Origin of the sequence: Hymenobacter mucosus, from assembly GCF_900188255.1 — a bacterium.
GTDB classification, from domain to species: Bacteria; Bacteroidota; Bacteroidia; order Cytophagales; family Hymenobacteraceae; genus Hymenobacter; species Hymenobacter mucosus.
Genome location: NZ_FZNS01000001.1, coordinates 24,637 through 48,622 on the forward strand (window position 1 = coordinate 24,637; position 23,986 = coordinate 48,622).

At 53.8% G+C, this 23,986-nt stretch carries 24 protein-coding genes; 10 read left to right on the plus strand and 14 right to left on the minus strand.

The features are described from left to right. Positions 1-167 precede the first annotated feature (167 nt). Positions 168-1,448: an asparagine synthetase B gene (locus tag CHB83_RS00110; RefSeq protein ID WP_394340132.1), complete on the minus strand. Its 1,281-nt coding sequence runs from the start codon at positions 1,446-1,448 to the stop codon at positions 168-170. Between the two features lie 252 nt (positions 1,449-1,700). Here CHB83_RS00110 and CHB83_RS00115 point away from each other — a divergent pair, with 252 nt between their 5' ends. Continuing rightward, entirely contained in the window at positions 1,701-2,942 is a 1,242-nt protein-coding gene (locus tag CHB83_RS00115) for an ABC transporter permease (protein ID WP_045689459.1), read from the plus strand. Between the two features lie 490 nt (positions 2,943-3,432). On the opposite strand, the gene CHB83_RS00120 is transcribed toward CHB83_RS00115, so the two are convergent. From CHB83_RS00120 to CHB83_RS00135, 5 genes are all read right to left on the minus strand, one after another. After that, positions 3,433-3,849, minus strand: coding sequence for a hypothetical protein (locus CHB83_RS00120; RefSeq protein WP_045689460.1), 417 nt, complete (start codon positions 3,847-3,849; stop codon positions 3,433-3,435). Between the two features lie 223 nt (positions 3,850-4,072). After that, positions 4,073-4,507, minus strand: coding sequence for a hypothetical protein (locus CHB83_RS00125; RefSeq protein WP_089331254.1), 435 nt, complete (start codon positions 4,505-4,507; stop codon positions 4,073-4,075). 19 nt (positions 4,508-4,526) lie between these two features. Beyond that, positions 4,527-4,679 (minus strand): hypothetical protein, encoded by a 153-nt coding sequence (locus CHB83_RS23715; protein ID WP_161806862.1) that lies wholly within the window; start codon positions 4,677-4,679, stop codon positions 4,527-4,529. Between the two features lie 303 nt (positions 4,680-4,982). Beyond that, positions 4,983-5,276, minus strand: coding sequence for a hypothetical protein (locus tag CHB83_RS00130; protein ID WP_089331255.1), 294 nt, complete (start codon positions 5,274-5,276; stop codon positions 4,983-4,985). A 375-nt stretch (positions 5,277-5,651) separates the two neighbouring features. Then, on the minus strand, positions 5,652-7,841 hold the full coding sequence (locus CHB83_RS00135; RefSeq protein WP_089331256.1) for a glutamine synthetase III family protein: 2,190 nt from the start codon (positions 7,839-7,841) through the stop codon (positions 5,652-5,654). A 346-nt stretch (positions 7,842-8,187) separates the two neighbouring features. On the opposite strand from CHB83_RS00135, the gene CHB83_RS00140 reads away from it, so the two are divergent. Continuing rightward, complete coding sequence (locus CHB83_RS00140; RefSeq protein ID WP_089331257.1) at positions 8,188-10,053, plus strand: LTA synthase family protein; 1,866 nt, start codon at positions 8,188-8,190, stop codon at positions 10,051-10,053. 3 nt (positions 10,054-10,056) lie between these two features. Continuing rightward, positions 10,057-10,455, plus strand: coding sequence for a hypothetical protein (locus tag CHB83_RS00145; RefSeq protein WP_089331258.1), 399 nt, complete (start codon positions 10,057-10,059; stop codon positions 10,453-10,455). Here CHB83_RS00145 and CHB83_RS00150 read toward each other — a convergent pair. Further along, positions 10,442-11,314 (minus strand): pirin family protein, encoded by an 873-nt coding sequence (locus CHB83_RS00150; protein ID WP_089331259.1) that lies wholly within the window; start codon positions 11,312-11,314, stop codon positions 10,442-10,444. The two genes, CHB83_RS00145 and CHB83_RS00150, sit on opposite strands and share 14 nt — an antisense overlap. Before the next feature lie 169 nt (positions 11,315-11,483). Between CHB83_RS00150 and mtaB the strand changes: the two genes are divergently transcribed. Next, positions 11,484-12,824, plus strand: coding sequence for a tRNA (N(6)-L-threonylcarbamoyladenosine(37)-C(2))-methylthiotransferase MtaB (gene mtaB, locus CHB83_RS00155; RefSeq protein WP_089331260.1), 1,341 nt, complete (start codon positions 11,484-11,486; stop codon positions 12,822-12,824). A gap of 91 nt (positions 12,825-12,915) precedes the next feature. Here the strand turns inward: mtaB and CHB83_RS23420 are convergent, their stop codons facing one another. Further along, positions 12,916-13,545, minus strand: coding sequence for a hypothetical protein (locus CHB83_RS23420; protein ID WP_143436941.1), 630 nt, complete (start codon positions 13,543-13,545; stop codon positions 12,916-12,918). 501 nt (positions 13,546-14,046) lie between these two features. On the opposite strand from CHB83_RS23420, the gene CHB83_RS00165 reads away from it, so the two are divergent. Then, complete coding sequence (locus CHB83_RS00165) at positions 14,047-14,484, plus strand: hypothetical protein (protein ID WP_045689467.1); 438 nt, start codon at positions 14,047-14,049, stop codon at positions 14,482-14,484. A 111-nt stretch (positions 14,485-14,595) separates the two neighbouring features. On the opposite strand, the gene CHB83_RS00170 is transcribed toward CHB83_RS00165, so the two are convergent. The 4 genes from CHB83_RS00170 to CHB83_RS00185 form a co-directional block, all read right to left on the minus strand. Then, a complete protein-coding gene (locus CHB83_RS00170) occupies positions 14,596-15,000 on the minus strand; it encodes a hypothetical protein (protein WP_045689468.1) in 405 nt (134 codons plus the stop codon). A 494-nt stretch (positions 15,001-15,494) separates the two neighbouring features. After that, complete coding sequence (locus CHB83_RS00175; protein ID WP_143436942.1) at positions 15,495-15,836, minus strand: hypothetical protein; 342 nt, start codon at positions 15,834-15,836, stop codon at positions 15,495-15,497. 336 nt (positions 15,837-16,172) lie between these two features. Next, positions 16,173-16,535 (minus strand): hypothetical protein, encoded by a 363-nt coding sequence (locus CHB83_RS00180; protein ID WP_055562248.1) that lies wholly within the window; start codon positions 16,533-16,535, stop codon positions 16,173-16,175. Between the two features lie 122 nt (positions 16,536-16,657). Further along, positions 16,658-17,158 (minus strand): hypothetical protein, encoded by a 501-nt coding sequence (locus tag CHB83_RS00185; protein ID WP_045689471.1) that lies wholly within the window; start codon positions 17,156-17,158, stop codon positions 16,658-16,660. Positions 17,159-17,317: 159 nt separating this feature from the next. Here CHB83_RS00185 and CHB83_RS00190 point away from each other — a divergent pair, with 159 nt between their 5' ends. Both CHB83_RS00190 and CHB83_RS00195 read left to right on the plus strand, forming a co-directional pair. After that, positions 17,318-18,295, plus strand: coding sequence for an NAD(P)H-quinone oxidoreductase (locus CHB83_RS00190; RefSeq protein WP_089331262.1), 978 nt, complete (start codon positions 17,318-17,320; stop codon positions 18,293-18,295). Positions 18,296-18,447: 152 nt separating this feature from the next. After that, entirely contained in the window at positions 18,448-19,101 is a 654-nt protein-coding gene (locus CHB83_RS00195) for an NAD(P)H-binding protein (RefSeq protein WP_045689473.1), read from the plus strand. 71 nt (positions 19,102-19,172) lie between these two features. On the opposite strand, the gene CHB83_RS00200 is transcribed toward CHB83_RS00195, so the two are convergent. Further along, positions 19,173-19,796, minus strand: coding sequence for a thioredoxin family protein (locus CHB83_RS00200; RefSeq protein WP_089331263.1), 624 nt, complete (start codon positions 19,794-19,796; stop codon positions 19,173-19,175). 106 nt (positions 19,797-19,902) lie between these two features. Next, entirely contained in the window at positions 19,903-20,388 is a 486-nt protein-coding gene (locus CHB83_RS00205; RefSeq protein ID WP_089331264.1) for a TlpA disulfide reductase family protein, read from the minus strand. A gap of 278 nt (positions 20,389-20,666) precedes the next feature. Between CHB83_RS00205 and ispG the strand changes: the two genes are divergently transcribed. Genes ispG through CHB83_RS00220 form a run of 3 tightly spaced genes read left to right on the plus strand, consistent with a single transcriptional unit; the run spans position 20,667 to position 23,975 of the window. After that, positions 20,667-22,742, plus strand: coding sequence for a (E)-4-hydroxy-3-methylbut-2-enyl-diphosphate synthase (ispG, locus tag CHB83_RS00210; RefSeq protein ID WP_089331265.1), 2,076 nt, complete (start codon positions 20,667-20,669; stop codon positions 22,740-22,742). A 19-nt stretch (positions 22,743-22,761) separates the two neighbouring features. Continuing rightward, the gene (locus CHB83_RS00215; RefSeq protein WP_089331266.1) at positions 22,762-23,280 is read left to right on the plus strand and encodes a hypothetical protein; all 519 of its coding nucleotides are present in this window, start codon (positions 22,762-22,764) and stop codon (positions 23,278-23,280) included. Between the two features lie 32 nt (positions 23,281-23,312). Beyond that, a complete protein-coding gene (locus CHB83_RS00220) occupies positions 23,313-23,975 on the plus strand; it encodes a Rossmann-fold NAD(P)-binding domain-containing protein (protein ID WP_089331267.1) in 663 nt (220 codons plus the stop codon). Positions 23,976-23,986 lie beyond the last annotated feature (11 nt).

The following is a 23,986-nucleotide window of genomic DNA, read 5'->3' on the forward strand; positions in this document are numbered from 1 at the left end:
TTCTGGCCACCGGCCGGGCGAGGAAAGGCATGCAATAGGTACTGGGTACGTCCCTTGTCTAGCTAATGATGCACGTACTGTCGAGAAAGAACTCCGCTGCGCTTCAATGACAAACGCCCCTACCAGCGAAGGCAGAGGCGTTGGGAAGGCTACACACGCGAAGGAGCCTAGGTTTTTTGCTTCTTTTTCTTGGCTGCCGGAAACAGGATATTGTTCAGTATCAAACGGTAGCCAGGCGAGTTAGGGTGCAGGGCTAGGTCGGTAGGCTCCTCTTCTACCATGTGCTGGTAGTCCTCGGGGTCGTGGCCTCCATAAAAGGTCCAGGTGCCTTTGCCCAAGGTGCCGTGCATATAGCGTACCTCTCCAGAAGCCTTGTTCTCACCCATTACTACCACGTCAGCCTTCACCAGAGACTTCCGGAAGGCTGTGGTCTGCCCCATGAACCCTTTGATAGTGCGCTCATGGTTCTGAGAAAGCATGGTGGGCACTGGGTCATACTTAGCCGAGAAGTTGAACAGTTGGAAGTAATCATTATCCTCGTACACCCCGCGTTCCTGGGGTTGCATGTCAATGTCGGAGTACTCGTATTCGTATGGGTCGCGCACGAGCTGGAAGTTCTGGAATGCCAGGGTGCGGTTGAAGTTGAGCTTGCTCTGAGCGGCTGGGTCGGCCGGGTCACCATCGTACATGCTCTCGACCATATCAAGGCCCAAGCCAGCCAAGGCAATGTCGTAGGAGTCAGTAGCCGAACACATAGCAAACATGAAGCCGCCGCCGGCAATAAACTCCTGCATTTTTACCGTCACGGCTCCCTTCATCTGGCTTACTTTTCCAAAGTTATTTCGCTTGGCAGCTGCCTCAGCATCGCGCTGCTGCTGCTGATACCAGGGGCGGTTGCGGTAGTTGCGGTAGAACTTGCCATACTCGCCCGTAAAGTCTTCGTGGTGAAGGTGAAGCCAGTCGTACTTCGGTAGGTCGCCGCGCAATACCTCGTCGTCGTAAATTTCTGTGTAGGGAATTTCGGCGTAGGTGAGCACCATGGTTACCGCATCATCCCAAGGTTGCTTGCCTTTGGGCGTGTACACCGCAATTTTGGGTACCTTCTCCAGCTTCATCACATCCATGTTAGCGTTCGGGTCAGCTATTTCCGAGAGGATGCCGGTGTACTGCGCCTCGGAAATTACTTGGTACGTCACGCCGCGCACGGCCAACTCGTTTTCCGCACCTTGCACTACGTCGCAGGCGAAGGCCCCACCGCGGTAGTTCAGGAGCCAGTCTACTTCCACCTGCTTGCCCAGGAGCCAGTAGGCAGCTCCATACGCTTTCAGGTGCTCCTTCTGGGTGTTATCCATCGGGATAAGAATATGGTTGGCCCAAGCCGATAGGGGCTGACCGCAGCAGATTCCTACTACCAACAGTAAGGCAACAAGACGCGGGAAGTGTATCATATGAGAACGTAAGAAGATTTAAGGCAAGGTTTTTGTCAACCCGGGTCCCACGCAAGGAGCGAAAGCCCAAAACTAACCCACTCGTGCTTGCCTCAACGTCCGGTTAATCCGTGATTCTAAAGGTAACGAAACTGTGCGGCAGTTTAGTCCAAACCGCCTACCTTGCGCGACTCGCTGAGGGCCCAAGCGGCCCCGCACGGACCGCCTCAGCCGGGTCAGGATAATTTGCTCCGTTTGCTTGCTGTCGCCCTTATGCATCTGCTGGAAAACATCAAAGAGGCGTTTCGTTCCATTAACAGCAACCTGCTGCGAACTATCCTCACCGCTCTTATCGTCAGCATTGGCATCATGGCCTTAGTTGGTATTCTCACTGCCATTGATGCCATGAAGTATAAGCTCAATAGCACCTTCGCTAGCCTAGGGGCTAACTCGTTTGAAATCAAGGCGAAAGGGTATAACAACCGCTCGCGTAGGGGAGGCGTGCAGGGCAAAACGTACCCGGTTCTCACGTATTTGCAAGCCCGCCAGTACAAGGACCGGCTCGGCGACAATGCCAAGGTGGGACTATCTGCTTTTATAGCTGGTGCCGTAGAGGTGAAGGCGAACGGGGAAAAAACCAACCCCAATATGCAAGTAGTGGCCGGTGACGAAAACTACTTGCTAATTCAAAGCTATAATCTGAGTGCGGGCCGCTCCTTTTCCACTAGTGAGTTACATGCGGGCAACAATGTAGCCATCGTTGGCACGGAGATTAAGGACAAGCTGTTCCCAAACCAAAGCCCCATAGATAAGTACATCTATCTGCTGGGACGGCGTTTTCAGGTTATTGGCGAGTTGGAGAAGAGCGGTAGCACGATGGGTGGCGGTGGTGCCGACCGTTTGGTACTTATCCCGCTGGAAACCGGCAATCAACTACCCCGGCAGCGGGCCCTTACCTACGACGTAAAAACGGCTACGCTTGACCCTTCCATGCTCACGTATCTCACGGGAGAAGCAACGGGCATTATGCGCGCCGTACGCCACGACCAACTAGGCCAGGAAGATAGCTTCGAGGTAGAAAGCAGCGAATCCTTAGCGGGTAAGCTAGATGATCTGTCAGGCAAAGTGCGTAAAGGAGGAAGTGTGCTAGCCTTCATTACATTGCTCGGCGCTAGTATTGCCCTCATGAATATCATGATGGTTTCTGTGACGGAGCGAACCCGCGAAATAGGCATCCGAAAGGCACTTGGCGCTACTGCTCAACAAATTCGCCAGCAGTTTCTTATTGAGGCAATTGTCATCTGTTTGATGGGAGGCATTCTAGGTGTACTACTAGGCGTTGCCGGAGGAAACCTGATTCCGTTGCTGATGCCGGGCGCAGGAGGCTTCTTTGTGCCTTGGTTATGGATGGGAGTAGGTATTGCTATTTGCATGTTGGTAGGGCTCATATCAGGTTATTACCCAGCTAGCAAAGCTGCTGCCCTTGACCCAATCGAGAGTTTGCGCTTCGAATAGAGGTAGTCCGCGGTTTGGTTTGTCCTCGCCCTTTCTGCGCCCAGCCGCAGATGGTACTTGCGCCTGTACTATGCAACCTGAAGTAAGGAGCAAGAAAATAAACCGACTTTCCTTAGGAGTCGAGGAAAGTCAACTACTAGCATTGTTCAAACGGTAAGCTACAATAGTAAGGAGATAGGAGCGTGCCCATATTAGATCCCGCTACATGTTAGTGGCGAGCGGTACCCGAGAAGGCCCATATCAGTAGGCCGCGTCCTCATTAGCAGTACATTCTTGTTTGACTATAGAGAAGCTATCTGGTAATTGGTAAGTGCCGTACGTAGGAAGTTACCAACCGCTGAGCACTAGCGCAGGTAGTAAACGCGTGTTGCGATAAGCCATATCTCGAAAGGTTGAAACTATAGCTCGCTTGTAGGAGCAGCATGACTCTCCTGGCTGTTACCCTCAGCAAAGCACTGCGCCGGCTAGCTCCTCTAGCTGCCACGCTGCCTTAGCGCGAGTAGACGTCCTCGAATTCATGATAGGGTCGGCCCGCAGTTCGGTTCCGGGAAGGATAACGTAAGACTAGTTTATGGTCCGTGAGTTCTTTGACTACGACCGTAACCGAGCTGTAGGTAAAGGTGTCGGAACTCAGGTACGTGAGCTTGTCGCCGCCCAGCGGGGAGTTATCCTTCACGTCGTAGAAGAGGATGGAGTCCTTGGAAATGACGGTGTAAAAATAGAGAGCAGCGGGAGAGGAGTCCGACTTTTGGGTCAGCAACTTGCCCTCGGCGTCATACTCATAGTCTACCAATTCTTTAAGCGTCCAGCGGCCTTCGATGGAAGGTTTGGGCTTGCTTTCTTCTTTCTTACAGGCGGCGGTGAGCAGCGTCAGGCTCAACAGCAGGAGGGATAAGAAACGGGGCATGAAAATGCGTTAGAAGTGTTCGGTGTTTAGAGAGAACCCGTAAAGGTTACGCGAATGGTCGTAGCGCGTGGATCTAGCTTATCCTCAGCACGGATAGAATCGCTCTCCCATTGAATAATGAACCGGTCTGGTGAGGGAAAGCGAATGGTGCCCATTGTGCCGCTATTCCAGAGTTGCTTTTTACTTCTTCAACTGCATCTGCAGCAACTGGATGAGGCAGGAGCTATTCAGGTAGCTCGTTTTTGATGGAAGCATTGGGGCGGTGAGTGAAGTTGTTTCGGAATAGAAAGTAGCAGATGATTGAGAGTATAATGAGGGAGAGCAGATTGCGAAGCACAGCCCAATAGTTAGGGGCACTGTCCGCCAGAGTCGGTACTTGACGGAGAATGAGGTAAACGTTCCAAGTGAAGAAGGCTAAAAACAGCGCCTTGGCATATGGTTTACCTGCCCTGATTCCGAAGCCCAGCCATGCTAAGAAGACTGGGGTTAGAATTAAAATGGCAAAGGCGATACTAGTGAGAACGTTGTCTCCTTTACGAGTAACAACCAGGACTATAAGCTTGAAAGAGGTGTAGTAATTAGATGCTAGGTTCAGTGTGGTTAGACCGAAGTACAGATAGGAGGCGATAACATTATCTCGGCGTAATGTTAATTTCATAAACAGGCGTCTAAATAGGTTACTTCTTCACTTGCATTTCCAACAGCTGGATGATGTGCTCCTTATCCTGCACCTGAATCCGAAGCGCCTCCTTCTCGAAGGCTGTAGCCTCTTCCAACCGCTTCGCGTCCGCTACCTGAATAACATCTCGCCTTTGCCGAGTAGAAGCCAAGTGGGGTTTACCTTATCAATTGAAATAGCAACTGTAGCAACGAACTCAGCAAGCGGTTTTGAGCCCTTATCAATGTAGTTGCGTATGGCTGAGTCACTGACACCAAGCTTCGTACTGAAGCTTCGAACATTCATTCATAGAGTATCTATTAGAATTCTTATACTCTGACTTTATAGCGCTTTGTCTCATTTATGCTCTTTGTGTAGAGTAATAATGTTCCTTTTGTAGCGTGTGCTTGTACATGTTCACCGCACAAGTAAGGAACCAGTTGGTGAAACCGCTCAAACACGCTGACGCTATACGTTACCTCTTGTTCAGCATTGCCGACCGATACCAGAGCTGATGCAGTAGCGTCAGACCCTCCAGCACCAGCTCCCGCTCCTCGGCCCAACTCCAGTGAATGTGGGGCGAGGGCGTCAGCAGTTCCAGCAGATCATCCGCCCGGTACGGGACCGACGCCTGCTGGGGCAAGTGGGTGAGTAGAAACTCGCGCGCCTGCTCAAGCGGACTCTCGCTGCCGGCGTCGCCCGCCTGCGTGGCCTCTTCCAGGCGCTGGCCGAGGGTCTGTAAGCGGGAAAGAAGCAAGTCAGGTTCCATCAGCAAAGCCATACATACACGTTTCAAATCTACTCTTTTTCCCCATTGCTGTGACGGAAAAGCAGAAATACTATGCCCTGCTCTTGCAGTCACCCTCAACACATAGCAGGGCGTCGACAAGCAAGAACCTGTCAACACACGTACCGGGCAACAGCTCGGAAAGGGGGGAGGATTTGGGGCGGGTCCCTGCATTACGGTACTTAGCCCTACTTAGTGCTGCTAACGAAAACGGCCTCTACGCATTGTAGAGGCATTTTTTGTTAAGCACCGTTAAGTATAAATGCAAAAAAGCCGTCCCCACCCGGAAACGGCTTTTCCACAATCGGAGCGCGGAGAAAATTCCCACCCAACTCCGGTCCGATTCTGACCCTGGACTTAGTGGCGGAACAAAAGTTCGCGGTACTTTACCAGAGGCCAGTCCTCATCGGCAACCATCAGCTCCAGCTTATCAACCGAGCGGCGGATGGTGTCGAAATGTGATTTGACAGTATCGCAATAGGCCACAGCCCGCTCGCGTGTATCGTCAATTTTGTTAGCCACTTTGCGGGCGTTGGTCATCTCGTCCACCTGGGTTTTGATGGTGAAGATGTGCCGCGAAATAGCCTTAATAGTATTCAGCGTTACTTCTGAATTCTCATCATCCAAGCCGAGCTCACGCAAGCCCCGAATGTTGGTAATCAGTTTGGTTTGGTAAGCAACAGCAGTAGGTATGATATGGTTTACGGCCAAGTCACCCATTACGCGGCTTTCGATCTGAATTTTCTTGATGTAGTCCTCCAGCAAAATCTCATGGCGAGCGTGCAACTCAATGTGAGAGAAGATGTGGTGACGCTCGAACAGGACGGCAGCCTCGTCTTGTACGAAAGCATCCAGGGCCTGCGGTGTCGTTGGTACGTTAGCTAAGCCGCGCTTAGCTGCCTCATCTTTCCACTCGTCCGAATAGCCATTGCCTTCGAAACGAATGTTCTTCGAGCTAATTACGTACTCGCGCAGAACTTCTACAATAGCTACTTCCTTTTTCTTGCCCTGGTCAATGAGTTTATCAACCGATGTCTTGAAATCGATAAGTTGCTCAGCAACAATAGCATTGAGCGTAGTCATGGCCGACGAGCAGTTCGCCGATGAGCCTACTGCACGCAACTCGAACTTGTTGCCAGTGAAGGCGAAGGGTGACGTACGGTTACGGTCCGTATTGTCGAGTAGAATAGCTGGAATCTTATCGATGCCGAGCTTTAAGTAAATGTTGTCTCCTTTATCGAGGGGTACCTTGGCCGTGCGCTCCAGTTCGTCTAGTACTGAATCCAGCATTGAGCCCACGAAAACCGACATGATGGCCGGCGGTGCTTCGTTGGCACCTAGACGGTGGTCGTTGGAAGCGGAGGCAATGCTGGCGCGCAGCAACTCTCCGTAACGGTGTACGGCCTTGATGGTGGTGATAAAGAAAGCCAGGAACTGCAGGTTTTCCTTCGGACGACGACCAGGAGCTAACAGGTTTACACCCGTATCAGTGCTCATCGCCCAGTTGTTGTGCTTACCCGATCCATTAACACCCGCGAACGGCTTCTCGTGCAGCAGGACTTTGAAGTTGTGCTTGTCGGCTACGCGCTCCATGATGTCCATCAGCAGTTGGTTGTGGTCAACAGCGAGGTTAGCATCTTCGAACGTAGGAGCGCACTCAAACTGGTGCGGTGCTACTTCGTTGTGGCGCGTGCGCAGTGGAATACCAAGTTTGTTAGACTCTTCTTCGAAGTCCAGCATGTAGGCATGCACCCGAGCAGGAATAGAGCCGAAGTAGTGGTCCTCTAACTGCTGGCCTTTGGCGGGGGCGTGACCAAACAAGGTCCGGCCCGTCATTACCAAGTCAGGGCGAGCAGCGTACAGGGCCTTATCTACCAGGAAGTACTCTTGCTCGATGCCCAGCGTAGTGTGTACACGCTGCACATCTTTATCAAAGTACTGGCACACATCTACGGCTGCCTTTTCTAAAGCGGCCAGCGACTTCAGCAATGGTGCTTTGTAGTCGAGCGCTTCGCCGGTGTAGGCAACAAATATTGTGGGGATGCACAGCGTTTTGGCGCTGGCTGTTTCAATAATAAAGGCAGGTGAGGTAGGATCCCAAGCAGTGTAGCCGCGGGCCTCAAAAGTGTTACGAATGCCACCGTTCGGGAACGAAGAAGCATCTGGCTCTTGCTGCACGAGCGCCGACCCTTTGAAGTTCTCAATTGGACGCCCGTCGGAGTTCAGATCGAAGAACGAGTCATGCTTCTCCGCCGTGGCCCCAGTCAATGGCTGAAACCAGTGCGTGTAGTGCGTGGCTCCTTTAGCCATGGCCCAAGTCTTCATAGCCGATGCTACGGCATCTGCTACGGAGCGCTCAACAGGAGAACCCTGCTTGATAGCTGCCTGCAGCTTCTTGAAATACTCGCCAGGCATGGTAGCCCGCATCGCATCGAGGTTGAAGACGTTTTTACCGAAAGCGTCGGAACGACGTTCGCCGGTGATGTCGACGGCCAGCGGCTGGCGCTGGTCTACTAATTCGAGAGCTTTAAAGCGAAGAATTGCCATGTATGAGGTAAGCGTGACACTCGGTGGGGTTGAGTATGAGCAAAGGTAGAGGTGCTACTCTTAATTTTCCAAACTGGCCTTTAATTTTTACCCATGCTTTTCGACAAACTGTGGCTTTTTCACTGCTACCCCCTGTTTTTAGAAGGCTATTGCCGTAATATTCTATCTATTTTATCTTGCACAGCTAAATGTAGCATCTATCTGCCGCTGTTGCTGGTGGCTAGAGAATCATAGCGTCTTGTCGTACTAGTAGCCGTCGGCAATATAGTAACTGTTTTGTGCTGCTTCAGGTATCGGCGCGTAGGGCGTAAGCAACTACGGAGTTGGTTCCGTTACTTTTGCTGCTGTGAGAAACCGCTTTGCGTTTCAGCCGCGCTACTTTCTATTCTGGCTGATCTACTTCGTCCTTACCAAGGCCCTGTTTCTGCTTTACCATAGCACGCAAACCAAGGGCTTACTGCCAGAAGTTGTGGCGAGCATCTTCGGCTATGGGCTCCGGCTTGATGCGTCGGCTACTGCTTACCTGAGTGCTATTCCTTTCGGACTATTTATTGTTGGCAGCTTAGCAGGCCCTCGGTTTCCGCTAGAGCGCCTCATCCGTTTCTTTACGGCTGTGGCGGCCATTGTAGTAACTGTGCTGACCGTAGCCGACCTGGAATTGTACCGGGCTTGGGGCTTCCGGCTTGATGCTACGCCCTTACAATACTTGAATACGCCAGGAGAAATGGCAGCGTCGGCTGGTAGTGCTCCAGTCGCACTGTTGCTTCTGCTCCTGGTGGGGCTGCTGGTTGTAGGATGGGTGCTGTACACGAAGGTAGTAGGTAGGATACCGGTGCTACCTGCTGGGTTTGGACGCGGCCGGGCTGCATTGGCAGGCGTGCTCTACATGGCCTTATTAGTGCTTCCTCTGCGAGGTGGGGTGCAGCAGATTCCCGTCAACCAGAGCGACGTGTACTTCTCAAACCGGCCCTTTGCGAATCATGCTGCTGTCAACGTTGCTTGGAACGTTGTCAACTCGTTATTCCTGCAAAATGCCGGCCCTAATCCTTACCAGTTCTTGCCTGACACAACGGCTACGCGGGTAGTACAGGCGCTGTATACTCCTGCTGCTACCCGTAGTGATTCTGTTAGCTTGTTGCGTACGCCGCGGCCCAATGTGTTGTTTATCATCCTTGAAAGCTTTACGGGTAAGCTAGTAGGCCACCTGGGCGGCGAGCAAGGCGTGACGCCAACGCTCGATAGTCTGGCCCGCACGGGCGTGAGCTTTCGCCACCTATATGCTGCCGGCGACCGAAGCCAAAAAGGGCTGGTGGCCTTGTTGTCGGGCTACCCGAACCAGCCCGCCACCAGTATCATTAAGTATCCTCGCAAAACGGAGCGGCTGCCTCATTTGTGTCAATCACTCAAAGCTGCGGGCTATAGTTCAGCCTACTACCATGGGGGAGAATTGGCGTTTGCCAATATGAAAAGCTACCTCGTAACGGCAGGGTACGAACGATTTACGGAACGCTCTGATTTTGCCAGGCAGGAGCAAAACTCCAAATGGGGTGCCCACGACCACGTGCTACTGGCCCGAATGCTGCGCGAACTGCCTCAGCAACGCCAGCCATTCTTTGTGACGGCGTTTACCCTTAGCAGCCACGAACCCTTCGATGTGCCCATGCCTCCCCGCTACCTGGGTACCGACGAAGCTGCTCAGTTTCGCAACTCTATATATTATACGGACCACGTACTAGGGCAATTTCTGGCGCGTGCGCAGCAGCAGCCATGGTGGGCCACTACCTTAGTAGTACTGGTGGCCGACCACGGGCATGCCCAGCCCAATGATACGCCACCCCACGCTCCGGAGAAATTTCAGATTCCGTTGTTGCTGACGGGTGGGGCGCTGCGTCCTGACGCGGCAGGGCGCTCCATAGAAACCATCGGCAGCCAAACCGACGTAGCGGCTACCTTGCTACACCAGCTCCAGCTACCTGCCACCAACTTTACCTGGAGCCGGGACTTGCTAAGTCCCGCCCCTGCGGCGGCCCCAGGTGGTTTCGCATTCTACTGCTTCACCGATGGCTTCGGAATAGTGAGCCCAACCGGCTGCGTAACCTACGACAACGTAGCGCGTCAAGTGATTGAGCGGCCTGCGCACCTACCCGCTACCCAGTTGCAGCTAGGCCAGGCCTATGAGCAGAAGTCATTCGGCGACTTTCTTTCCAAATAAAGCATGGAGGCTTCCCTTCCAGAACTTTTGTTTGTGTACAACGCTAATGCAGGGGCACTCAATGGCCTACTAGATACCTTACACAAGACTCTATCTCCATCTACTTACGCGTGTTCCCTGTGCGCCGTCACATACGGCGCAGCGCGCATGCGGCCAGAGTGGCGAGAGTTTCTACAAAGCCTACCCGTCAGTGCTACCTTTCTCCATCGCAATGAATTAGCGCAACAGCACCCATCTTTGTTGGCACACGCGCTACCTGCCGTGTTTTACCGGGCTACCAGCGCCGCGCCCTGGCAGTCGTTTCTTACGGCTGCCGAGTTGCAACGGATTAGCTTGGCTGCGCTTATGCAGCTTGTTCAGAAACGCCTGGCAACTATTAGGGCTGAGGCTATTCAGCAATGAACACGCCCATACGTCCCATTTGGTAATCGCGCATGGCTTCCATAATCTGAGACGTCGTGTTCATCACGTAGGGCCCTTGTTGCACCACAGGCTCGTGCAGGGGCGGTGCACTAGCCAGCAGCACCAAGCTCTCAGCAGTAGCGCGTAGCTGAATAGTGTTGCCATCGGGGCTAAGGTTCACTAGCGTTTGGGCAAGCGCTGATACGCCGTTCACGCTTACTTCCCCACGTATGATATAGAGCAGAATGGTATGACCAGCCGGCACTTCGGGCGTATACGCGCCCAGCGCCGCCAGCCGAATCAGCCCTAGCCGCAACTGGGGCAATAGGGAGTGTACTGGCCCGCGCAACTCCTCCCACGGCCCTGCTATCACTGTTAGCAGCCCTTGCCCAGCATCCAGCTCTTTGGTAGGGAGTGCGTTGGCGGGCACGTTATGGTAGCGAGGCTGCTCCATCTTCCGGGCAGCGGGTAGGTTTAGCCAAAGCTGCACTAGCTCCAACGTGCCCCCATTGCGCCGGAATCTTGGGGTAGTATTTTCGGCGTGAATAATGCCACGGGCGGCAGCCATCCACTGAATACCGCCAGCGCCTACTATTCCTCGGTTGCCACGACTATCTTGGTGTTCTACTTCACCGGCTAGCACAAGCGTTACGGTTTCAAAGCCCCGGTGCGGATGCGGCCCAAATGGCAACCCGCCGTTGTCGGGCGGGAATACCTTGGGCCCGATATGATGAAGCAGCAGAAACGGATCTAGGGCGGGTAGCTTTTCCGAGGGCAACGGCTGCATAATGGCGAGTTCCTGGGCTTGATTGAACGTGGCAGGTACAAGTTGTAGAACGGAGTGCAAGGAGTTAGGCATTAGAAAAACAAGCAAGGGAAGTAGACACTGGCACTAAACTATACGCCTTGTTCTTGGGTTATAGCCGTCCGTTTTGGCGCACAGCCTGCTACTTGGCACTTCTCTAGCAAAGCCGCTTGGTAGCACCTACAACTTCGCGTCTGATCGTTGTATCTTTGCGGTCTTGTTTATGGATACCAGAAAAGTTGCCTTTTACACGCTGGGCTGCAAGCTCAACTTCTCCGAAACGTCGGCCATTGGTCGGCAGTTTGAGGAGCACGGCTTCGTGAAAACCTCTTTTGAGGATGCAGCCGATATTTACGTCATTAACACCTGCTCCGTCACGGACCATGCTGACCGCAAGTGCCGTAAGGTAGTGAAGGAAGCCTTGAAGCATAACCCCGAGGCTTTCGTTGCTATTGTAGGCTGCTATGCCCAGCTTAAGCCTCAGGAAATTGCCGAGATTCCGGGCGTGCACGCCGTCCTAGGTGCGGCCGAGAAGTTTCAGCTGGTAGAAACGTTAGCAGGATTTCAGAAGCCCGCCGCCGGACAGCCGGGCCACGTGTTTGCCTCCCCCATATCGGAGGCCACAGAATTCCACGCGGCTCACAGCTACGGAGACCGGACGCGTACCTTCCTGAAGGTTCAGGACGGATGCGACTATTCCTGCTCGTTTTGCACCATTCCGCTTGCCCGCGGAAAAAGCCGTTCTAACTCAGTGCAAAGCGTAGTAGAGCGCGTGCAGGAATTGGCCACAACGGGCGTAAAGGAAATTGTCCTGACGGGGGTAAACCTGGGTGACTTCGGCTTGCAGGGCCCCGAACGGGAGCGGAAAGAGAACTTCTACGATTTGGTTCGGGCCCTTGATGAGGTAGATGGCATTGAGCGGTTCCGCATTAGCTCGTGCGAACCCAATTTGCTTTCCGATGAGATTATTCGGTTCGTGGCTCGCTCCAAACGATTCATGCCCCACTTCCACATTCCGTTGCAGTCGGGGTCCAACAAGATTCTGGGCCTGATGCGCCGCCGCTACCGCCGGGAATTGTACCAGGAGCGCGTAGCGCTTATCAAGGAAGTGATGCCACATGCCTGCATCGGCGTTGATGTGATTGTGGGATTCCCTGGGGAAACGGAGGCTGAGTTTCAGGAAACCTACCAGTTCCTAAACGATTTGGATGTAAGTTACCTGCACGTCTTTCCATACTCTGAGCGGGAGAATACGTTGGCCCCTTCGCTACCCGGCCGGGTGCAAGACCGGGTGCGCCACGAGCGGACCACACAATTGCGTAGCTTATCGGAAAAGAAAAAACGCTACTTCTACGAGCAGCACGTGGGTATGGAAACGCAAGTTCTCTTTGAGGATGACGTAACCAATGGGCAGATGGAAGGCTTCACACCCAACTACATCCGCGTAACGGCCAAATATGATCCGCTGCTGGTGGGCGATACGAAGCGTTTGCGGCTCATTAGTCTAAACCCTCATACTCTTATGGAGGCGGAAGAGGTTGGCATTGAAGTGTTTCACCACTAGCCAAGTCCTACCAAGTCAGTTTCAAACAAAAGCCCTTACTACGCAGTGTAGCAAGGGCTTTTGTTTGAAACAGGTTCTATTGCACTTCATTCTAACGGGCTAGCTGGCGTTGCATCAGGTCCATCATTTGTTGCATAAGCCGTTGTTGTTCCTGCAAATGCTGGTTCCGTAGCTCAGCTAGGGCTAATTGATGGGCCATTTGCTGAGTATAGAGTGCCGTTTGCCAGCTAGTGTCTGATGCGGTAGCCGCAGATGCTGTGGCTGGAGCCATTGCTGGTATTTCGGCAGCAATGGGTGGGGTTGGTACGGGAGGAGTAACCGGCTCGGAGCTAACAGGATTTGGCGCTGCAGGTTGGGGTGTTGGTAAAGGTTGGCTGCTGATTGGGGTTTCCTCTATTTTGGAGGGCGATACATCTGGCTTTTTTTCCTCAACAGCTTGCACCGGCACTTCCGTGGGGGCTACCATCGGGGCAACGGGAGTAGAGCTAGGTGTAGCATAAAGCATGGGGCCTGTTCCTTGTAGAAGCCAGTCCTTAGATACATTTGGATATATTTCAAAAACTTTGCACAAAAGGTCAAAACCAGGTTTATTCCGCTCATCTACAAGATGTTGGATCACCGTGGCGGTTTTATCTAATGAAGCAGCAAAGGCATTTTTAGATATACCCAAATATGAAATAAGCTGAGTGAAGCGTTGCCCAACTGTTTCTTCAACTGCCATAGCCCAAATGATTTCCTAGATGTTTGATGCAAATATACAAACAAATGGTTAATACGCTATGCTTTCTATTTATGTTCCCCTTATGGGTATGATTCTTTGCTTGATTAAGCACCTGTTAATTCACACAAGCAGACGACTAGCTGTATCACAGAAATGCACAGGCAGCACACACAGGAACAAGTGTATTCTCTCCGGATTTGGCAAGAGCAGCACGGAGGGGCATGGTGCTGCTTACGCTTTTAAGAAATGGTAACACGTATAAATGCGGCTAAGTATAGCCTCCAACGTACGTGACCAATATCTAGCTTCTATCAAGAATACTGGAGCTATGCCTTTTCGCAGCTACATAGAGTCAAGTGATAGGTACAGCGTATCCGAAAAAGAACCCCAAGAAGAACATCATTTTGTATGGAAAGTCGTGCAGATCGTGGTTTTGTAAGCCAATGCAACCCTTTTGTTCGCTTGAGGATCTACTATCTGCGTTACTAAATTCCACCCGTGATGAAGCACCTACTTGCCTCCTCCTTATTACTGGTTACATTTCTTTCTTGCCAGAAAGAAGAAATACCAGATGCTAACCTTAACGTCTATCCCCAAACGTGGCAGCTAGCTAAAATGACGGGGAATTTTCCAGTTTTTGTTAAAACAGGCTCTGATCTTCCTTTTCAAGAAACGTATGTTTTCCAGGCAGACAGTACCTTTACTAGGACCCGACAACAAGGTGGTCAGGTGATAGAGGTCAGCGGTACATTTTCCGCACGTAGCTACACGGACGGGCCCCATCTAACGCTCACTTACCCGGCGGATAACAACCTCATCAATAATTGTACCGCTGAGCCAAAAGAGACGCTAATCTTCCAAGCGGAAAACAAGACGCTGACGAGCTCGTCGCAACCCTGTGATGGTCCTTTGCTCGAGTATACTATGTCCAATAGATAGTACTCAACTTCCGGCGCAACAGCCTGACTACCTACGAAAGCACTTGAGACAAAGACCAGGGGCAACGAAATCACATCCACCTACGCTGGAACGCAGCGTTAGACGGCTGTTCTAAACCAAGCCACTAGCCCAGGCGCGCGCTCTGCTAATCTGGTCGAAGCGCTGAATTTCAAAGCGTACATCAGGAGATGCCTGATGATACATTGACGCAATAGTTAGGCGGTTAAGAGTATCGCTAGACTCTAACAAGGCAAAGCGCTGTAAACCAATAGTGTCTAAGGGGAGCAATATCTTCTCGTGAGTCCATTGCAAATCTCGGGGACGGACCGCCCCCAACAGACGGTCGTCGGCAATCCACCCCTTAACTTGAAGCTGACGGCCTAGTTGCAACGCCTGGGTAAGGGAGGCGCGGAAGTCCGTACTGTTGGCGAATCCAAGCCAGTGAGTTTCGAGGGTAGGAGAGGGTACCTCGTGAATGTAAACGTTTAGGTAAGGGAAAGAGAGAGCGGAACGCATGAATAAGGGCACTAGTGCGTTTGAGAGGCCTAGGTGCAGGCTTCTGTAAGCAGAAAATGAAGTTGCTTGGTACGTAAACTATCTGAAACAGATACGTAAACTTGCTAATAATGAATCAATTGCTAGTGCTTCGGGCTCTTAATCAAGAGCCCGAAGCACTAGCAGGTTGCGGCAATACTACACGGAATAATGCTAGTGGCATAGCGCTGGACTTGCACTATGCGCGGCTCTAATAGCCTTCATTCTAAGGAAATCTTTTTGGCCTGTGGGGCACCTGTGGCAGCCAGTACGTTGGGTAAGATATCTTTGAAAAGCCCATACTACGTTGCGCTAGTAAAGAGCTAGTGTGGTTGCGCGGCAATGGTAGAAGAGAGGACTGTTCTTAGGTGGCCTCTGCACACCCAGGGGAAGCAAATTATTCTTGTAAGGTCTGCCAAGCAGTAAATGCTGCGTGCATAGCCAAGCTGTCTATTCAACTCCTCATTCCGTGAGTGCTACAGAACAGTGCACAGTATTTTAATCAGCGACTCTTGCGCTAAAAGCCACGTAGCGGGCGCAAGCACGGGCGTAGGGGAAGCAACGGGAGAAAGTAGCGTGGTAACGCGAGAAATCTGATTGATAACCAATGGCTTGCTTGGCACAGAGTCGCCCGTTCGGTTGATATGAGGCCATTCGTCGTGCGGCCATTGCAGGAGAAAATACTCACTCTGATCGGTAAGCCGGGCTAGGCGGGCCGTGGCGTAAGGAGTGGAAGGAGAAAGGGCTCGGGTTTGGCTTAGTAGGCCCCGCAGCACTACGCTGCGGCTGTGTGCGGAACTGAGGGTAGAAGCTGGCATGTCGCGAAGTGACGCAACGGAACGCTGAAGCAGTAGGGGCACGGTATTCTGTGTTTGTACCTTCGTCAACGCCGCTTTGAGTAGCAATCAGGAAATAGTATTACTGGGTAAGAGGGTGAGAAAAGAACTCTTGGGCAGAAAAGATAGTAGCGCGCAGAGCTGCCAAGCAGCGCGCAAGCAGGGAGGAGAGGTACGGTACATAGGCTAAAAATTGTGCTAACGGATGCAGACGAGCTTAGGATGCGTTAGAAGCGCGGTAGCTCACAAAAAGCTTCGCTACCGTTGCGCAGCAAAGCTCTTCGTGAGCTACTTACCTCATTTTTTAACTTCAACTGTTCAGGCGAAAGGCACTAAAGCGGAGAGCAAAATAGTTGTCACCTGCTGCCACCGGGTGTAAGACCACGGGTGAGAAGCAGGCACGTAGGGCTGCGCAGCTTCCCGTTTGGCCGTGGCTACCCAGGATAGTAGAACGTGGCGGGAAGGCAGGGGATGCTCAAGCGTGATACTGTCGGGCCAACAGGTGTCGGGCCATTCCTGCAAGAAGTACTCCGCCTGGTCGGCAATGCGGGCTAGCCGGGAGGCAGCGTACGGGTCGGCGTAGCGGATGTGGCGAGCGGCCCGATACAAGTCGCGGAGGGCTGCCCGGGCCGGCGGGAAGTGGGGGGTGCTTCCGGGCGGCAACAGGTAGGTTGGTCTCATGTGAGGCCACCTACGAAGTCGGTTTCCAGGCTGGATTGCCAGTTTTAGCAGAAAAAAAGATAAAGTGCGCAAATGGCTAAACGGGGAATTTTATAGCCAGTATGCGTGTTTTTGGCCGTTTTTTACGCCGGCAGTTGCCGCGGCAATTCGGTTTCGTCGGGGAGTACTTCCGCGCCGGTACCGTGGTCGGGGGCAATACGTTTCCAGGTTGCCTGCTTAAGCTCGTCGAGGCGCAGAAGGGCTTCCTGAACTGTCGCATGTTCGCGCAGCCTGTCGAGGGCGCCTGTCTTGCGCACTACTTTCAGCAATTGCTCGAGCACAACTGGCAGGATCCAGCCTACTACGTTAGAAGCTAAAACTCCACGAAGCCCCAGGCGCACCAGCAAACGGGCCGTCATCCGTTCTAACAGCAACGCACGGGCAGCGGGCAGGGCCTTATCGGCAAGAAAATCGCGCACCAGTTGCAGATTTCCCTTTTGCACTTCCGCCCGTAACACTTCCTGCACGGCATCGAGGGCCGAGCGGGCAGCCTTCTGAAACAAACGGCCAGTTTGCCAGGCCGCCAAGCCGGTTAGATGTCCAGCAGTGCGCAAAAAGTGGGGCAGGAGGGAAATCTTCTTCATGGTACCTCATGGAACGCAAAACTGAGCCTGCGGATACATTAGCCCCCGGTTTCCTTACCTAGGATGGCTAAAGCAGGTAGGCTATACCGCGGCTGCCTACGTACTAGGTGAACTAGATTCGTGGCTAGTAAGTCACTTTACCCACCTTTCCTTTTGCAGATGCATAGTATTCTTATCCGCCAGCCTGGTGGCCCCGATGTGCTGGAACTTGGCACCCAACCCGTGCCTGAGCCTGCCGCCCATGAAGTGCTATTACAAGTACACGCCGCTGGCGTAAACCGCCCCGACGTGCTGCTCCGCCAGGGCAAATACCGGGGAAGTGGCGACGTAACGGGTACAGTACCGGGTTTAGAGGTAGCCGGCATTGTTACGCAATGCGGGGCAGATGTAACGCGCTGGCAGCCCGGTGATGCCGTGTGTGCTCTGCTGGCGTCGGGTGGATATGCTGAGTATGCAGTTGTGGATGCGCGCCATTGCTTGCCCGTGCCGACGGGCTGGACCATGACGGAGGCGGCTTCGCTACCCGAAACAGTGTATACGGTGTGGCACAATGTGTTTCAGCGCGGGGCTCTGCAACCCGGCGAAACGCTTTTAGTGCATGGCGGCAGCAGCGGCATTGGCATCACGGCCGTGCAACTTGCTCATGCCCTGGGTAGCCGAGTGGTGGCCACCGTTGGCAGCTCCGACAAACAGGCCGCCGTGCAGGGATTGGGGGCCGATACGGTGATTAACTACCGGGAGCAGGATTTTGAGCAAGTGCTAGCCGCCGCTGGTGGGGTAGACGTGGTGCTGGACATGGTTGGGGGCGACTACACCGCCAAAAACTTGCGGCTACTACGCGACGACGGGCGCCTAGTGTTCATAAATGCCATGCAAGGTGGGCCGGCGGCCTTCAACGCGTTGGAGATAATGGCGCGGCGACTTACCATCACCGGCAGCACCCTGCGGCCCCGCTCCGCCGACTTTAAGGCGGCGCTTGCCAGGGCCGTTGAGCAGCACGTGTGGCCGCTGCTGGCGGCCGGTAAATTTCGGCCGGTCATCTTTCAAACGTTTCCGCTGGGTAATGCGGCGGCGGCGCATCAATTGCTGGAAAGCAGTACCCACATAGGCAAAATTGTGCTGCAAACGGGGGCATAGATCTTTATGGCTTACAAGAAATATGTAAATAATACAATGGTATCTAAAAAAATAGCGACTCGTACATAAGAAAAGCTGCCCATGTACCGTGGTGGCTCGTGCGGCTGCGTTTGTGGCAGCATGGCGTTCTGCTCTTACCTGACCACCTGTGCATGAAGACTGCCTTACTCTTGGGGGCTACGGGCCTCGTTGGCGACTACCTGCTGCGGCAGCTACTCCTCGACCAGCGGTTCGGAGCCGTTAAAGTATTTACCCGCCGAACTACGGGCTACCAAAATCCGAAGCTTGAGGAGCACATCGTCGACTTTGACCAGCCTCAGCAGTGGAACCACTTGCTCAGTGGCGACGTGCTCTTTTCCACATTGGGTACTACCCTCAAGCAAGCGGGCAGCCAAGAAGCCCAGTACAGGATAGACTACACCTATCAGTACCAGGCCGCACAGGCCGCCGCCGAGAATGGGGTGGACACGTATGTGCTGGTTTCATCGGCGGGGGCCGATGCAGATTCGCTTATTTTTTACAGCCGCATGAAGGGGGAGCTGGAGCGTGACGTGCGCAAGCTGCCGTTTCGGCGCATCCGCGTGCTACAGCCCGGTATGCTGGCCGGCCACCGCAAGGAGCCGCGCACGGGCGAAAAAATTGGGCTGGTGCTAGGTAGTATATTCACTCAGCTGCCTCTCCTAAAGCAATACCGCCCCATTCACGGCCGCGTAGTAGCCCAGGCCATGATTAACGCCGCCCTGGACGAGACCCCCGGCGTGAAGACCGATACTTTAGAAGGTGTATTCACACGCGCTGGAGCCTAGGCTTTCTGTTCTTATAGTCCCACAAAAAAGCCGGCCCTTGCGCCGGCTTTTTTTATGAGAAAAACAAACCGCTAGGCCCGCTTCCATTTGATAGAGCAGCCAATGGCTTTGGTGGAGTTAACAGTTGCTGGCTTGCCCGCCAGAATATCCGTCATGGCATTTTCCAGATACTTGGTTTTTACCAGCGTAGCATCTTCCGAATTGTCGTCGATGGCGCCAATGTAGCGCACCACAAAGTCGGCGCCTTGGCGGGCAACGACATACAGGTGGGGCGTGCGGGTAGCACCGTACTGCTTCGCAATTTGCTGCGTTTCGTCTTGCAGGTAGGGAAAGCCATACTGCTTGGCCTTAGCTCGTTTCTGCATCTCGGCGAAGGAGTCGCCGGGGGCCACGCTTGGGTCGTTGGGGTTGATGGCAACTACCGGGTAGCCCTGCGAGGCATACTTTTGGTGAAGAGCCAGAATGCGGCTTTCGTAAGCTTGGGCGTAGGGGCAGGTGTTGCAAGTGAAGACCACAATGTAGCCCTTGGCTGCCTTGTTATCGGCCAACGACACCAGCTTGCCATCCACATTCTTAAGCTTGAAATCAACTACTTTATCGCCCACCTGGTAACCCACTACGTCGGGGCGGAGCATGATAAAGCTGCTTAGTGCCAGCACCAGATACGCCGCCAGCAAAGGAAGAATCTTTTTCATGAGATGATGGAAAAAAAGGTGAATGCTAAACCATGAAAGTAGGTGCGCGGCGTATCCAAAGGCGATAAAATTTCAGCTCGTGCCGTTGCCTATGCCTAGCCGCGTATTACAAAAACGCCTGCAATTGTTTTTGCAACTCCTCGGCAGTGAATTCCTTTTCAAAAGTGGCTCGTTTGCTTTTGGCATTGTTTACCAGCATAGTGAAGGGCAGTGCCCCGCTCCATTTGGCGTCTATCTTGTTAAGATACGTATTAGGGTCGGGTTCATTGAGCAACACTACTTCCGACTTGAGCCCCCGCTTCAGCACAAAGGGTTTTACTTTCTTATCCAGCTGGGAAGCGTAATCCATGCTTACTAGCAGCACCTTCACTTTCTGCTTGGCGTAGGTAGTGGTGAGTTGGTCGAAGTAAGGAAGCTCCTTAACGCAGGGGGCACACCACGTGGCCCAGAAGTTCACCACGTACGTGGTGTCGGTGGCGCGACTCAGGCGCTTTTGCAGTTCTGGGAGCTTAATTACCTCTACTTGCTGGGCCTGGCTAGGTAGGGCCAGGAAACAAATGGCGGCTGAAAAAAGAAGAGTAAGTCGGTTCATGTGAAGGTGAGCTAGTTGAGATAAAGACAAGGTAAAGGCTAGGAAGTTGCGGCCCAGCTCTGAGGCTTCTTCCCCAACGAAGTAGCCCCTAATAACGCGTATCCTGTTTCACGCCGTTGCTCGCTCTACTAAGGGCCAGATGCCAGCGTAGCGGGTGGCGCAAAATCAACGCTGGGGCTTACTTCTCCGCAGCCCAACAAAGAAAGCCTCGTACCTTTGCCAACAAGCAACTTTACCAACCCCTACGCAGTTTCTGCTACGCATAATCTGCCTGCCGTATGAGCCTGACTTCCAAAATCTACTGCCCCAGCCTCACCGAATACAAACGCCGCCTCGCCCGGGAAGTAAAAATCGGGGAGTTGCCCATGGGAGGGCTCAACCCCATTCGGGTGCAGAGCATGACCACCGTGGATACCATGGACACGCTGGGCTCGGTGGAACAGACCCTGCGCATGGTAGAGGCCGGCTGCGAGTATGTGCGCATCACGGCCCCCAGCGTGAAGGAGGCGCAAAACCTGCTGGAAATCAAGAAGGAACTGCGTAAGCGCGGCTGCAACGTGCCTCTCATTGCCGATATTCACTTCACGCCCAACGCCGCGGAACTAGCCGCCCGCATTGTGGAGAAAGTGCGCGTGAACCCCGGCAACTACGCCGATAAAAAGAAGTTCGACGTCATTGAGTACACCGATGCTACCTACGCGGCCGAGGTAGACCGCATCCGGGAGCGTTTTCGGCCCCTGGTGCAGATCTGCAAGCAGTACGGCACGGCAATGCGCATCGGCACCAACCACGGCTCCCTGTCCGACCGGATCCTGTCGCGCTACGGCGATACGCCCTTGGGTATGGTAGAGTCGGCGCTGGAATTTCTGCGTCTGTGCGAAGAAGAGAACTACTACGACGTGGTGCTGAGCATGAAAGCCTCCAACACGCAGGTAATGGTACAGGCTTACCGCTTGCTGGTGCAGAAGCTTGACGAGGAAGGCTTGCAGCCCTACCCGCTACACCTGGGCGTAACGGAAGCCGGCGAGGCCGAGGACGGCCGCATCAAGTCGGCCGTGGGCATCGGCACGCTGCTGGAAGACGGCCTAGGGGATACCGTGCGCGTGAGCCTCACCGAAGCGCCCGAAGCCGAAGCGCCCGTTGCCAAAGCGCTCATTGACCGCTACACCACCCGTGCTGCCGATGCCAAGCCCATTGCCCCGCTCACGGAAGACTTTGCAACGGCGGGGGCTGCTGCGGCCTCCGGTGCCCACGTATTCAATGCTGATCTGATTAGCAACGACGCCAATCTGTCGCCGATTGATCCTTTCCAGTACCACCGTCGGGCTACCCGCGAGGTCCTGAACCTTGGGGGCCAGAATGTGCCCCGCGTGCTGGTAGACCTCTCGCGCCTGCCCTCACTGGAGTACGCCGACCTGCGGGCTGCCGGCCACCTGTACTCAGCCTTCCTCGACAAGTTTCAGATGAATGACCTAGGCGCCGACTACGTGTATTCGGGCCAGCGCCCGGTGCCGTTTATGCTGCCCAACGGCCTGAAAGAGGTGCTTGACTTCTCGGCTTGGGTTGATGGCGGCCAGCGCCCCGATCATTACCCGGCATTTACGCCCGCCGAGTACGCAGTGGCCAGTGCCAAGCATCCGGAGCTGAACTTCGTGTTTCAGACCCTGGATTCGCTGACGCCTGCTACCCTCGACCACCTGCGGGAAGACCCCACGGCCGTTGTAATTCTGCGCACCGACAATGCCCACGCCATGCCGGAAATTCGACGGGCCTTCTTCCGCCTGATTCATAGTGGCGTCACCAACCCCGTTATCATCAGCCGCCAGTACCCTGAGCTAACGCCTGAACAGACTCAACTCTACGCCGCTACTGACGTGGGAGGTCTGCTCCTGGATGGCCTGGGCGATGGCGTAGTGCTCAGCACGGAACTACTGCCAGAGCGTAGCAAAGCCGAGTGGCTCCAGACCCTAGACCAGCTCAACCAACTCAGTTTTGGGATTCTGCAGGCGGCCCGCACGCGCATGTCTAAAACGGAGTACATCAGCTGCCCCAGCTGCGGCCGTACCTTGTTCGACCTCCAGGAAACCACTGCCATGATCCGCAAGCGCACCGACCACCTAAAGGGCGTGAAAATTGGCATCATGGGCTGCATCGTGAATGGCCCTGGCGAAATGGCCGACGCCGATTACGGCTACGTGGGCGTGGGCAAGGGTAAAATTGCTCTCTACCGCGGCCAGGAAGTCATTAAGAAATCCGTGCCCGAAGAGCAAGCCGTAGACCAGCTCATCGACCTCATGCGCGAGGACGGCAAGTGGATTGAACCTATGCGACTAGAGGAATCGGTGGTCGGGTAGTACAAGCAAAAGCGCGTTCATGATGCATGCGGAAATGATGCGACAGGCTATGGAAATAGCCGGCATCAAGATGAGAGTACATTCTGAACCGTTACGAGACGAGAATAAAGAGGTGCTTCGCCGAATTGGTTTGCCGGAAGAAGCACAACAGTTCTTTGTAGCCTTTTCTTTCAACATAGATCTTGAAATCGGAGAGCTACACTATGACCAGGCAAATTGCTTCAAGAAAAATCTTGAGTGGGAGGATGGTTTCCAACGAGCCCTTCGCGCGGGTTTGCTAGTGATAGGCAGCGGATCAACGGGTGATCCAATTGCCCTGGATATTCAAGATCTGCAGGCTGGCTATCTGTTTCATGATTATTTCTGGGAACAGGAGGCGGAAGACCCAAGAAAGTTCTTCATTAAGATGAACTGCTCGTTAGGCCAGCTCTTTTTGAATTCGGTATCTGTGGAGGAATACCCAGTAGATGCGTACGAAGCCGCTGCATATATGGGCTCTGAGTTCACTGGTCACGAAGACTTGGAGGATGATCGTTAAAGCATCCGCGCCGCTTATCCGTCTGCTTCCCCATGAAACTACGCGTTATCTTAACGGGGGCTACCGGCATGGTAGGAGAGGGTGTACTGCTGGAGTGCTTGAACAGCCCCAAAGTGGAGCAGGTGCTCTCCCTTAGCCGCAAGCCCAGCGGCCGCCAGCACCCCAAGCTGCGGGAAATCCTGCACGCCGATTTCCACAACCTCTCACCAATCCAAGACCAGCTTGCGGGCTACAGCGCTTGTTTTTTCTGCCTGGGCGCCTCGTCCGTGGGTATGAAGGAGGCGGAGTACCGCCGCCTGACCTACGACCTCACCCTGCATTTCGCCCACATACTACTGCCCCGCAACCCCGACCTCACGTTCTGCTTCGTGTCAGGGGCGGGTACGGATGGCACCTTGAAAAGCGGGCAGATGTGGGCGCGGGTAAAGGGCGAAACGGAAAATGCCTTGCTACAACTGGGCTTCGCGCACGCCTACATGTTTCGGCCGGCTTTTATGCGCGCTACCCCCGGGCAGAAGCATGTGAAAGGCTACTACCATTTGATTGGGTGGCTATATCCGGTGTTACGGACGGTAGCACCCAAGTACGTTTCTAAGCTATCAGAGCTAGGGAAGGCCATGATTCGGGTGGCGCAACGCGGCTACTCCAGGTCAGTTCTGGAGGTGCCCGACATCGTGAAACTGGCTAAGGGATAGGCCACGCAAGC

Excerpts from the sequence above, each read along its gene's own strand:
- CHB83_RS00110 (WP_394340132.1), bottom strand. The coding sequence starts at position 1,448 with ATGATACACTTCCCGCGTCTTGTTGCCTTACTGTTGGTAGTAGGAATC.
- CHB83_RS00115 (WP_045689459.1), top strand. The coding sequence starts at position 1,701 with ATGCATCTGCTGGAAAACATCAAAGAGGCGTTTCGTTCCATTAACAGC.
- CHB83_RS00120 (WP_045689460.1), bottom strand. The coding sequence starts at position 3,849 with ATGCCCCGTTTCTTATCCCTCCTGCTGTTGAGCCTGACGCTGCTCACC.
- CHB83_RS00125 (WP_089331254.1), bottom strand. The coding sequence starts at position 4,507 with ATGAAATTAACATTACGCCGAGATAATGTTATCGCCTCCTATCTGTAC.
- CHB83_RS00130 (WP_089331255.1), bottom strand. The coding sequence starts at position 5,276 with ATGGAACCTGACTTGCTTCTTTCCCGCTTACAGACCCTCGGCCAGCGC.
- CHB83_RS00135 (WP_089331256.1), bottom strand. The coding sequence starts at position 7,841 with ATGGCAATTCTTCGCTTTAAAGCTCTCGAATTAGTAGACCAGCGCCAG.
- CHB83_RS00145 (WP_089331258.1), top strand. The coding sequence starts at position 10,057 with ATGGAGGCTTCCCTTCCAGAACTTTTGTTTGTGTACAACGCTAATGCA.
- CHB83_RS00150 (WP_089331259.1), bottom strand. The coding sequence starts at position 11,314 with ATGCCTAACTCCTTGCACTCCGTTCTACAACTTGTACCTGCCACGTTC.
- mtaB (WP_089331260.1), top strand. The coding sequence starts at position 11,484 with ATGGATACCAGAAAAGTTGCCTTTTACACGCTGGGCTGCAAGCTCAAC.
- CHB83_RS23420 (WP_143436941.1), bottom strand. The coding sequence starts at position 13,545 with ATGGCAGTTGAAGAAACAGTTGGGCAACGCTTCACTCAGCTTATTTCA.
- CHB83_RS00165 (WP_045689467.1), top strand. The coding sequence starts at position 14,047 with ATGAAGCACCTACTTGCCTCCTCCTTATTACTGGTTACATTTCTTTCT.
- CHB83_RS00170 (WP_045689468.1), bottom strand. The coding sequence starts at position 15,000 with ATGCGTTCCGCTCTCTCTTTCCCTTACCTAAACGTTTACATTCACGAG.
- CHB83_RS00175 (WP_143436942.1), bottom strand. The coding sequence starts at position 15,836 with ATGCCAGCTTCTACCCTCAGTTCCGCACACAGCCGCAGCGTAGTGCTG.
- CHB83_RS00180 (WP_055562248.1), bottom strand. The coding sequence starts at position 16,535 with ATGAGACCAACCTACCTGTTGCCGCCCGGAAGCACCCCCCACTTCCCG.
- CHB83_RS00185 (WP_045689471.1), bottom strand. The coding sequence starts at position 17,158 with ATGAAGAAGATTTCCCTCCTGCCCCACTTTTTGCGCACTGCTGGACAT.
- CHB83_RS00190 (WP_089331262.1), top strand. The coding sequence starts at position 17,318 with ATGCATAGTATTCTTATCCGCCAGCCTGGTGGCCCCGATGTGCTGGAA.
- CHB83_RS00195 (WP_045689473.1), top strand. The coding sequence starts at position 18,448 with ATGAAGACTGCCTTACTCTTGGGGGCTACGGGCCTCGTTGGCGACTAC.
- CHB83_RS00200 (WP_089331263.1), bottom strand. The coding sequence starts at position 19,796 with ATGAAAAAGATTCTTCCTTTGCTGGCGGCGTATCTGGTGCTGGCACTA.
- CHB83_RS00205 (WP_089331264.1), bottom strand. The coding sequence starts at position 20,388 with ATGAACCGACTTACTCTTCTTTTTTCAGCCGCCATTTGTTTCCTGGCC.
- ispG (WP_089331265.1), top strand. The coding sequence starts at position 20,667 with ATGAGCCTGACTTCCAAAATCTACTGCCCCAGCCTCACCGAATACAAA.
- CHB83_RS00215 (WP_089331266.1), top strand. The coding sequence starts at position 22,762 with ATGATGCATGCGGAAATGATGCGACAGGCTATGGAAATAGCCGGCATC.
- CHB83_RS00220 (WP_089331267.1), top strand. The coding sequence starts at position 23,313 with ATGAAACTACGCGTTATCTTAACGGGGGCTACCGGCATGGTAGGAGAG.